General features: G+C 55.8%; 11 protein-coding genes and 2 pseudogenes. 11 read left to right on the top strand and 2 right to left on the bottom strand.

Annotated elements, in window-relative coordinates:
- Positions 1-198, top strand: a 198-nt coding sequence (locus AC2FH8_RS20475) for a hypothetical protein (RefSeq protein ID WP_282027937.1), incomplete at its 5' end; no start/stop codon positions are given.
- A 223-nt stretch (positions 199-421) separates the two neighbouring features.
- Positions 422-670, top strand: a complete 249-nt coding sequence (locus tag AC2FH8_RS20470) for a site-specific integrase (protein WP_246097372.1) — start codon at positions 422-424, stop codon at positions 668-670.
- A gap of 25 nt (positions 671-695) precedes the next feature.
- Here the strand turns inward: AC2FH8_RS20470 and AC2FH8_RS20465 are convergent.
- Both AC2FH8_RS20465 and AC2FH8_RS20460 read right to left on the bottom strand, forming a co-directional pair.
- A pseudogene (locus AC2FH8_RS20465) lies at positions 696-1,031 on the bottom strand (IS1 family transposase); the annotation flags it as partial.
- A pseudogene (locus AC2FH8_RS20460) lies at positions 1,013-1,477 on the bottom strand (IS110 family transposase); the annotation flags it as partial. The pseudogenes AC2FH8_RS20460 and AC2FH8_RS20465, both read right to left, overlap by 19 nt.
- Between AC2FH8_RS20460 and AC2FH8_RS20455 the strand changes: the two are divergent.
- From AC2FH8_RS20455 to AC2FH8_RS20415, 9 genes are all read left to right on the top strand, one after another.
- Positions 1,465-1,767: a transposase gene (locus AC2FH8_RS20455; protein ID WP_496690626.1), complete on the top strand. Its 303-nt coding sequence runs from the start codon at positions 1,465-1,467 to the stop codon at positions 1,765-1,767. The pseudogene AC2FH8_RS20460 and the gene AC2FH8_RS20455 sit on opposite strands and share 13 nt — an antisense overlap.
- A gap of 117 nt (positions 1,768-1,884) precedes the next feature.
- Positions 1,885-2,400 (top strand): ferredoxin-type protein NapF, encoded by a 516-nt coding sequence (napF, locus tag AC2FH8_RS20450; RefSeq protein ID WP_496690625.1) that lies wholly within the window; start codon positions 1,885-1,887, stop codon positions 2,398-2,400.
- Positions 2,397-2,690, top strand: coding sequence for a chaperone NapD (locus AC2FH8_RS20445; protein ID WP_496690624.1), 294 nt, complete (start codon positions 2,397-2,399; stop codon positions 2,688-2,690). Before napF ends, AC2FH8_RS20445 begins: the two co-directional genes overlap by 4 nt.
- Positions 2,687-5,179 (top strand): nitrate reductase catalytic subunit NapA, encoded by a 2,493-nt coding sequence (gene napA / locus AC2FH8_RS20440; RefSeq protein WP_496690623.1) that lies wholly within the window; start codon positions 2,687-2,689, stop codon positions 5,177-5,179. The genes AC2FH8_RS20445 and napA overlap by 4 nt, the downstream gene beginning before the upstream one ends.
- A 27-nt stretch (positions 5,180-5,206) precedes the next feature.
- Positions 5,207-6,025, top strand: coding sequence for a ferredoxin-type protein NapG (gene napG, locus AC2FH8_RS20435; RefSeq protein ID WP_281996151.1), 819 nt, complete (start codon positions 5,207-5,209; stop codon positions 6,023-6,025).
- Complete coding sequence (napH, locus tag AC2FH8_RS20430; RefSeq protein ID WP_496690622.1) at positions 6,022-6,939, top strand: quinol dehydrogenase ferredoxin subunit NapH; 918 nt, start codon at positions 6,022-6,024, stop codon at positions 6,937-6,939. The genes napG and napH overlap by 4 nt, the downstream gene beginning before the upstream one ends.
- 12 nt (positions 6,940-6,951) lie before the next feature.
- A complete protein-coding gene (locus AC2FH8_RS20425) occupies positions 6,952-7,389 on the top strand; it encodes a nitrate reductase cytochrome c-type subunit (RefSeq protein WP_496690620.1) in 438 nt (145 codons plus the stop codon).
- 29 nt (positions 7,390-7,418) lie between these two features.
- The gene (locus AC2FH8_RS20420) at positions 7,419-8,120 is read left to right on the top strand and encodes a NapC/NirT family cytochrome c (protein ID WP_496690619.1); all 702 of its coding nucleotides are present in this window, start codon (positions 7,419-7,421) and stop codon (positions 8,118-8,120) included.
- Positions 8,121-8,133: 13 nt separating this feature from the next.
- Positions 8,134-8,391: a hypothetical protein gene (locus AC2FH8_RS20415; protein ID WP_142640413.1), complete on the top strand. Its 258-nt coding sequence runs from the start codon at positions 8,134-8,136 to the stop codon at positions 8,389-8,391.
- Positions 8,392-9,120 lie beyond the last annotated feature (729 nt).

The raw sequence follows: 9,120 nt of genomic DNA, 5'->3' as shown, positions 1-9,120 counted from the left end.
CGAAACCATCATCTCAATGGATCACAGGCCAATGATGCACTAACAATCAAATTGAACCAGTCAGATGAGGCTGCTCAACAAACAATCATTCATAAGGGAGTAGCAGTTGTTTTAGCCCTCGAAAAGTTTGATGTTAGGTTTGAAACTCTATCGCTTTGGGCTCACACTGGACGTCGAATGCGATGCAGCATCCGGTGATATGCTGCACCGGTCAACGTCGGGTTGTCGAAGTGGGAGGGAATGGCGGTTCGGAGGATCAGTCATGGAAACACCAAACTTACCCGCCATTCGCGCGCTTCGCCCGGCCTGAAACAAGGGCCGGATCGTAGGACAAAAGCGCCCTCTGAAACCAAAACACATCTGGGCGATCAGGGTTGGACTTGAGCTAGCCAAAATCCACCGGGACTTTGTCGTCTTCAATATGGCAATAGACAACAAGCTCCGAGGCTGCGATCTGGTCCGAATGCAGGTGGTCGATGTAATGGCCTCCGGACAGGTCAAGGAACGAGCCTCCGTTCTGCAGAGTAAGACGCAGAAGCCGGTGCGTTTCGAGATCTTCGAAGGCAGACGTTTGTCAGTCGCGAAGTGGATGGAAAACCCGCTGATGGTTGGTTCGGAATACCTTTGGCCTGGCCGGTTTCATGAACGACTTCATATATCAACGCGCTAATATACGCGGATCGTACGGGATTGGGTCACTTTGAAAGTGCCTTATTACGGGGCTTATAGTTTCCACGCTTCTTTGGTGCGGGTTCGTTGGCATCAACGATAGCAACCAGTTCAGCTATATTCCAGAGGCGATCAGTCAAACCCGCTTCCATTGGAGGTGTCACCTTTAACGTCTGATGCACCTTCACAGAGTTGTAGTACATGAAACGCAGCGCAACGGAGTGCATGCGGTTTTCAACCTTCTTGCTGAAACCACTTGTCAGGCGGGTAAAAGGGCGCATGGGCATACGCATGGTCAGGTTTTGACACTCAACATTCGACGTGCTGATCAGAGATTTGTCGGTGCGACCTGACCTAGCTCGCCAAGGTGACTTTGCAGAGCGTTGATCAATTGCGTGCGTTGCCGAGCCAACAATTCCCGGGACCGAAGAACCATCGCTGACGCCTAGGTCTCTTCACACTTCACAGCAACAATGCGCATCGTTGGTCGACTTGCAGCTTCACAGTTCTGCTTCTGCATCGTCCATATCGTTCTTCTGACGTTAGACGAATGGCTTCACGTGGCCGGATTGATCAGCCTGACTTTGTGACCCAAACGACCGATCTCGCGCGCCCAATAATGCGCACTGGTGCAGGCCTCCATTGCAAACACGCTACGCGGGAATTTGGCAAAGTACTCGAGGACCTGGCCCCTGCGCAGTTTCTTCTGAAGAACCGGGTGACCTGTTCTAGCCGCTCCGTGCACCTGGAACACATTCTTCGCCAAATCCAGGCCAATCATGCCAATCTCTTCCAGTGACGCCTCCATTCAGTTTGTTTGCAAACCCACAATGGCACACCGAGGCCAGCGGGGGCGTCTACACCTTCAGAACCGTTCAAGGGTCGTGTTGTGGCCAAGTCGTTGGTCCTGGGTTTGAGGTCAATGAAGTTGCGCGACGACATGATCTACGGCCCAATCACCTGTCGACGTGGCAACGGTTGGCAATGGACGGCTATACGTCATCAGATGTTTTGAGACAGATGGCGGTTTGGCTTTGTTGTGTCATCGCTCATCTGGTTTCAAGCAGTACGGATGGTGGCATTCCAGACGTCAAATAGCTCAAAACGTTTAAGAACGATGCGCTCAAATAATGATCTGGATCAAAATGTACCAGCCTCAGAACGATTATGCAGTAAACTCAGAAAAGGAATCAGAGATAGCCAGGTCAAAGCGATATGAGTCAACTGACCAGCCGACGCGCATTTTTGGGCGTCACCGCATTCCGGGAGGACAGTAATCTTGTTCGACCTCCGGGTTCGGTTGTGCCTGGTTTTGCAGATCAATGCAGTAAATGTGGCGACTGTGTCGAAGCTTGCCCCGAAAGTGTGATTGCCATTGGTCAGGATGGGTATCCGGTGTTTCAACCCACCGAGGGTCCCTGCACTTTTTGTGGGAGTTGCGCTCAATCCTGTCCCACGGATGCCCTGGACATAGAACGCCTGCAAGATTGGCCGTGGCGCGCGTCGGTCGAAGCTGCGTCCTGCCTGTCTGTCAATGGTGTCAGCTGTCGGGTGTGTCAGGATAATTGCGAACAGAACGCCATCAACTTCAGGCTGCAACTGGGTGGCCGCGCGAATCCATCATTAGACCTCGACGCCTGCACTGGCTGTGGGTCGTGTATGGCGTCTTGCCCGGTCGATGCCGTCACATTGAAACGCAAAACCATATCTCAAACGGAAGTCAGCCAATGAATATCTGCGGATGCCTATTACATATCGCGCCAGCGCAGGCACTGGCGGCGTCCGAGGCAATGAAAGACACTGTCGGTGTCGAAATTCACGCCGAGGCCGAAGACGGTCGTTTCGTAATTGTTGTCGAAGACACGCCGACACGCCTTGCGTCCGAGATCATCATGGACCTGCACCAGATCCCCGGGGTGATTTCTCTGACGTTAACGTACCACCATTTCGAGGACACTGCGGACAGCCATCCGCATCCCGATGCCCCAAGCCAAACCACCAGCCGGAGGCCCACGCTATGACCATATCAGAAACTCGTCGGACATTCCTCAAGGCCTCAGCGGCCGCAGCGACGGCCTCTGCCGCAGGTATTCCTTTGGCCACTGGTCAGGCCGCCGCGCAGGTGGGCACCCCTGACATTCGCTGGGACAAGGCCGCCTGCCGGTTCTGTGGCACCGGCTGTTCTGTGCTGGTAGGTACCAAGGACGGGCGTGTTGTCGCCACTCAGGGTGACCCTGACGCGCCGGTCAATCGCGGGCTGAACTGCATCAAGGGCTATTTCCTGTCCAAGATCATGTATGGCAAGGATCGCCTGACCACCCCATTGCTGCGCAAGACCAACGGCGAATATGACAAGAACGGTGAGTTTGAGCCGGTCAGTTGGGACGAAGCCTTTGACGTCATGGCTGCCAAATGGAAAGAGGCGCTGGCCAAGAAGGGCCCGACCAGTGTCGGCATGTTCGGGTCAGGCCAGTGGACGGTTTGGGAAGGCTATGCTGCTTCGAAATTGATGAAAGCCGGGTTCCGGTCCAACAATATCGACCCCAACGCGCGGCACTGTATGGCGTCCGCGGTCGTGGGCTTTATGCGTACCTTCGGAATTGACGAGCCGATGGGTTGCTATGACGACCTGGAACACGCGGATACTTTCGTGCTGTGGGGATCGAACATGGCCGAAATGCACCCGATCCTGTGGTCGCGCCTGACCGACACGCGCCTGACCAAGCCGGGATGCGAAGTGCATGTTCTATCGACATTCGAACATCGCTCGTTCGAGCTTGCCGATAATGGCCTAGTGTTTAACCCGCAGACCGATCTGGCGATCCTGAATTACATCGCCAATTACATCATTCAGAACGGCGCGGTGAACGAAGAGTTTGTCAACAAGCACGTCAACATCACCAAAACCGCCACCGATATCGGTTATGGTCTGCGCGATACAAACGCGCTGCAGCAAGAGGCAGAGAACCCAAACTCGGGCAAGCTCGAGACGATCAGCTTTGAAGAATACGCCGAGGCGGTCGCACCTTATACGCTGGAATACACAGCCGAACTGTCTGGCGTGCCCGCCGATAAACTTGAGAAGCTGGCGCAACAATATGCAGACCCGAACCGCAAAGTGATGAGCTTGTGGACCATGGGTTTCAACCAGCACACCCGCGGATCGTGGGTGAATTCGCTGATGTATAATGTGCACCTTCTGGTTGGTAAGATCTCTGAACCCGGCAACTCGCCTTTCTCGCTGACCGGTCAGCCCTCGGCCTGTGGAACCGCGCGTGAGGTGGGCACGTTCGCCCACCGCCTGCCTGCAGACATGGTGGTGGCAAATGACGAACACCGTCAGATTTGCGAAACCGCCTGGAATATCCCGGCAGGTACTATTCCACCTAAGCCCGGGTTCCATGCGGTCTTGCAGCACCGGAAGCTGAAGGATGGTGAACTGAATGCCTATTGGGTGCAGTGCAACAACAACATGCAGGCGGCACCCAATATCAACGAGGAAGGTTACCCGGGTTATCGCAACCCGGAAAACTTCATCGCAGTCTCTGACCCTTATCCAACTGTCACAGCTGTCTCTGCAGATTTGATCCTGCCCACCGCCATGTGGGTCGAAAAAGAAGGCGCCTATGGCAACGCGGAACGCCGTACTCAGTTCTGGCGCCAGCAGGTGAAAGCGCCAGGAGAAGCAAAATCTGACCTGTGGCAGTTGATGGAGTTTTCGAAGCGCTTCACCGTTGAAGAGGTCTGGGATGAAGAACTGCTGGCTAAGATGCCCGAACACCGCGGCAAGACCATGTATGATGTGCTTTACGCCAACGGATCGGTGGACAAGTACCCCCTAGCCGAAACTGCGGAAGGCTTTGACAACGACGAATCCGAGCATTTTGGGTTCTACGTTCAGAAAGGCCTGTTTGAGGAATATGCCGAATTTGGCCGTGGTCACGCACATGACCTTGCACCGTTCGAAACCTATCACCAGGCGCGTGGGTTGCGCTGGCCGGTCGTGGACGGGCAAGAAACCCTTTACCGCTTCCGCGAAGGGTACGATCCGTATGTGCCCGAAGGCGCGGATGTTAAATTCTACGGTCACAAGGACGGCAAGGCAAAAATCATCTTTGCCCCCTACGAACCCGCCGCAGAAGAGCCGGACGAAGAATATGATCTGTGGCTGTCGACCGGTCGCGTGCTGGAACATTGGCATTCAGGCTCGATGACACGCAGGGTGCCGGAACTGCACCGGGCCTTCCCGTCGGCAGTTGTCTATATGCATCCACAAGACGCCAAGGATCGCGGCCTGCGCCGCGGGCAGGAAATCGTGTTGTCGACCCGCCGTGGCGAGGTCACCAGTCGGGTTGAGACACGCGGGCGCAACAAGGTGCCGCGCGGCTTGGTCTTTATGCCGTGGTTTGATGAACACCAGTTGACCAACAAGCTGACGTTGGATGCAACCTGTCCGCTGTCGAAGGAAACCGACTACAAGAAATGCGCCTGTAAGGTCGAGCGCGCGTAATCGGCACGGATCGCAAAGGTAATCCCCATGCCCCTCGCCGAAACACCCCTTTCGCCGAAACGTCGCCGCTTCCTTCAGGATACGGCGCGTGCGGCAGGCGGCTGTATGGTCGCCGGATCACTGCTGGCCTGGCTGGCCCGCGACGCCCGTGCATTGTCGGCCGAAGCTTTGCGCCCCCCCGGCGCGCTGCCAGAGCGGGAGTTCTTGTCGGCCTGCATTCGCTGCGGGCTGTGTGTGCGAGACTGCCCCTATGATACCTTGAAACTGGCCGAGCTTGGGTCGGATGCCGGGGCGACGGGCACGCCATATTTTACCGCTCGCGATGTGCCTTGTGAAATGTGCGACGATATTCCTTGTGTTGCCGCCTGCCCGACCGGTGCGCTAGATCCCAAGTTGGATAACATTGACGATGCCAAAATGGGCGTCGCGGTTTTGGTCGATCAGGAAAACTGCCTGAACTTCCTGGGATTGCGGTGTGACGTTTGTTACCGTGTCTGCCCCGTGATAGACGAAGCGATCACGCTGGAAACGGCGCATAACGCCCGCTCGGGCCACCATGCGATGTTTATCCCAACCGTAAATGCCGACCGCTGCACCGGCTGTGGCATGTGCGAAAAAAGCTGTGTTCTGCCAGAAGCCGCAATCAAGGTATTGCCGGTACGTCTTGCGCGGGGCAGCAGCGCGGATCATTACCGCAAAGGTTGGGAAGAAAAAGATGCCAAGGGCGCGCCGGTTGTTGAAGGCATAATCGACCTGCCCGACCGCCTGCCCGGCCCGGGGGTCGACAATCTGATCGCACCGGGTGGTTTTGAACCCGGCTATGATCTTCCAGGGGTGGGACAATGACCACCCGCACACATATGCCCATAGGCCAAGAAGCCGTGGCGGTCAAAGGCTGGGTCGGCGCGCATAAATACCTGATACTTCGCCGTATCAGTCAGCTGTTCTTTCTGGTCCTGTTCCTGTTGGGACCCTGGTTCGGCATCTGGGTCGTTACAGGTACCTTGGCAGGATCGCAGACCCTGGGTGTACTGCCGCTGACGGACCCATTCATCCTGTTGCAAAGCATCATCGCCGGGCATTGGCCGGCGATGACCGCTTTGATTGGCGGCTTGATCGTCATGGTGGCCTATGCGCTGGTCGGGGGCCGCGTCTATTGTTCGTGGGTCTGTCCGATCAACCCGGTGACCGACGCCGCCAACTGGTTGCACAGGCGGTTGGACTTGCCGAAAGGTTGGCAACCTAAACGGCGCACGCGGTTGTGGATATTGGCCACGGCGCTGATCGTCTCGGGCCTCACCGGCGTGATCGCATGGGAGATTATCAACCCAATCACCATGTTGCATCGCGGCCTTCTCTTTGGGGCCGGATTTGTCTGGGTCATGGTCGTTGCGATCTTTGTCTTTGATGTGTTTGTCGCCCGTCACGGCTGGTGCGGCCACATATGCCCGGTCGGTGCGTTTTATGGCCTGATCGGCACCAAAAGCCTGTTACGGGTCAGCGCGGTTAACCGCTCGGCCTGTGACGATTGCATGGATTGTTATGCCGTATGCCCCGAAAACCACATCATTTCGCCCGCGCTGAAGGGCAAGCCGGGTGCCACGCCGCTGATCCTGTCAACCGACTGCTCAAACTGCGGTCGCTGTATCGATGTCTGTGCAGTTGATGTCTTCAAATTTACTCACCGGTTCGACGACCAAGTCGCCGCACCTTCCGATCCAGTTCCCGCGCCTGAACCGCGCGTAGCCAGACCTATTTAAGGGAGTGCCGAGATGAACAAGCCAATCCTCACAGGTGTCGTCGCCCTGATCCCCGTTATATTCCTGAGCGGGTTCGTCCTTGCGCAATCTGCGACGGTGCAAACCCTGCGTGGCGCCGAGGTGGATGAACCCATTCCGTTGGACCGGATTCACAAGAACGTGGAAGGACGGGTGCAGCGCAACTATCGCCAGCAACCACCGCTTGTCCCCCACTCGATCGAGCAATACCAGATTGACGTGCGCACCAATCAATGCCTGTCCTGCCATGACTGGACCAAAGCCGGGGAACGCAATGCGCCGACCCTGTCGATGACCCATTATCTGGATCGTGACGGCAATGAGTTGGATCACATCGCCGGGACCCGTTATTTCTGCAACCAGTGCCACGTGCCTCAGGCAGATGCGCCTGCGTTGGTCGACAACGTGTTTGAACCCTCGTCCGGCAACTAATCCAACGCATGTCTGAAAGGAGCACCAAGATGGCAGACTCCCCCGAAAACCGCGGTTGGATCCGCCGCCTCTGGAACGCGATCTGGACCCCGGCTGTTATGTTCAGCTCGGGCTTTCTGATCCTCGCCGGGTTTCTGGCCGGTATTCTGTTCTGGGGTGGGTTCCACTGGACATTGGAACTGACCAATACCGAGGAATTCTGTACCTCGTGCCACACGATGGAAACCAATCTGGGTGAATACCGCGAGACGATCCACTATAACAACCACTCCGGTGTCCGCGCGATCTGTTCTGACTGCCACGTGCCACATGAATGGAACCACAAGATCAAGGCCAAGATCATGGCTGTTAAAGATGTCTATCACGAGCTTGCCGGAACCATCAGCACGCCTGAGAAATACGAAACGCATCGGCTAAGTATGGCTTCGGCGGTCTGGAAAAAGATGAAGGCCTCTGACAGCCGCGAGTGCCGCAACTGCCATAACTTTGACTATATGGATTTCACCATTCAAGAAGCACGCGCTGCATCGGAACATCAGCGGGCAATTGACAACAACATGACCTGCATCGACTGCCACCAAGGCATCGCACACAGCCTGCCGCAGGGTTATCAGGAAGAATACCAGAAAATCACCGATGCGCTGGCTAATAAATCCGCAGGTAACTTGCAACAACAGGTTGCAGACGGCAGCGCAGAAATCCGGTCATACCTGACCACACAGTCGGACTGAAAAGGGGTAAGTTATGCTGGAACTTCTGGGAACAATCGGCGGCAACATCATCGGCCTTCCAGGCATTCTGGGCGTTGCGCTTGGCATGATGACGCGCCGCCTCTGGCTGGGGGCCATGATGGGCGGTTTGATCGGCATTGTTGGGACGCTGCTGTTTGCCCATTGGGACTTTGCCAATGTTGCAACGACCGAACTTTTGATCGCCATTGTTGTGGGTCTGTGTGCCGGGACACTGGGTTCTGCGATCCGTATCAAAGGGGCAACGGTCTAACAGAAAGACCGAAGCGTGCTGGGCAATGGCGGCGTAGTGATTGGTCCTTTACCCGATGCTCTGGGGTAGATAGCGGCTAGGTGCAGAAGGGCTCTGATGGAATGGACATCCCCTGATTTCTCATCTGATAGGTTTTCGAGGTGGAAGCCGTCAGAACTATCGAGCAATCCGTGCCGAGGGACCATTGCTCGCGTTGGTGTAGATTTTCAGCTGCAGCCCACGCGCCACTGGAGCATTCGACCACGCCTTGCAATGGACAGGTATTACGACATCTAGCTGCAATAAAATAGATATCATATCAAACCCTTAAAGATAGTGTTTCAGCCAAATTGATTCAGGAAAGTAGGCCTCAATGAGTCCACCGCAGATTGATTCCATATCTTATTGCGCACAATGGCGCCCCTAAGCGCGTAATCCTAGGAACCATGATTGGCCTGGCAAGATCCGGGCTCTGCTTGTCCTACTCCCACCATTTTGTACTGCGCAAAAAAAACAACCTGTTCTGGCGCAAAAAGTAACAGCGCAGCCCGCACCGCCGCACTTGTTTTAGGGCCAGCAGGATTTGGACAAGCCAAACGCCTCTGGCCATCTGGGGTAAGACGCTGCCTTTCCCCTCGGGCAACCCTATTAGACAACACCGTGTCCTCGGCTGCGCCTATGGACCGCACAAGACGCTGTACAATCGATGGAAACGGTGGAGCGACAAGGGCATCTTCGCGCGAATGATGG

The organism is Ruegeria sp. CDSC025 (genome assembly GCF_059610805.1).
Note: the sequence above shows the minus strand (reverse complement) of the source record. Positions and strands in the feature narration are given on the sequence as shown.

Bases quoted from the DNA above. Each gene is read 5' to 3' on its own strand.
- AC2FH8_RS20470 (WP_246097372.1), top strand. From the start codon at position 422: ATGGCAATAGACAACAAGCTCCGAGGCTGCGATCTGGTCCGAATGCAG.
- napF (WP_496690625.1), top strand. From the start codon at position 1,885: ATGAGTCAACTGACCAGCCGACGCGCATTTTTGGGCGTCACCGCATTC.
- AC2FH8_RS20445 (WP_496690624.1), top strand. From the start codon at position 2,397: ATGAATATCTGCGGATGCCTATTACATATCGCGCCAGCGCAGGCACTG.
- napA (WP_496690623.1), top strand. From the start codon at position 2,687: ATGACCATATCAGAAACTCGTCGGACATTCCTCAAGGCCTCAGCGGCC.
- napG (WP_281996151.1), top strand. From the start codon at position 5,207: ATGCCCCTCGCCGAAACACCCCTTTCGCCGAAACGTCGCCGCTTCCTT.
- napH (WP_496690622.1), top strand. From the start codon at position 6,022: ATGACCACCCGCACACATATGCCCATAGGCCAAGAAGCCGTGGCGGTC.
- AC2FH8_RS20425 (WP_496690620.1), top strand. From the start codon at position 6,952: ATGAACAAGCCAATCCTCACAGGTGTCGTCGCCCTGATCCCCGTTATA.
- AC2FH8_RS20420 (WP_496690619.1), top strand. From the start codon at position 7,419: ATGGCAGACTCCCCCGAAAACCGCGGTTGGATCCGCCGCCTCTGGAAC.
- AC2FH8_RS20415 (WP_142640413.1), top strand. From the start codon at position 8,134: ATGCTGGAACTTCTGGGAACAATCGGCGGCAACATCATCGGCCTTCCA.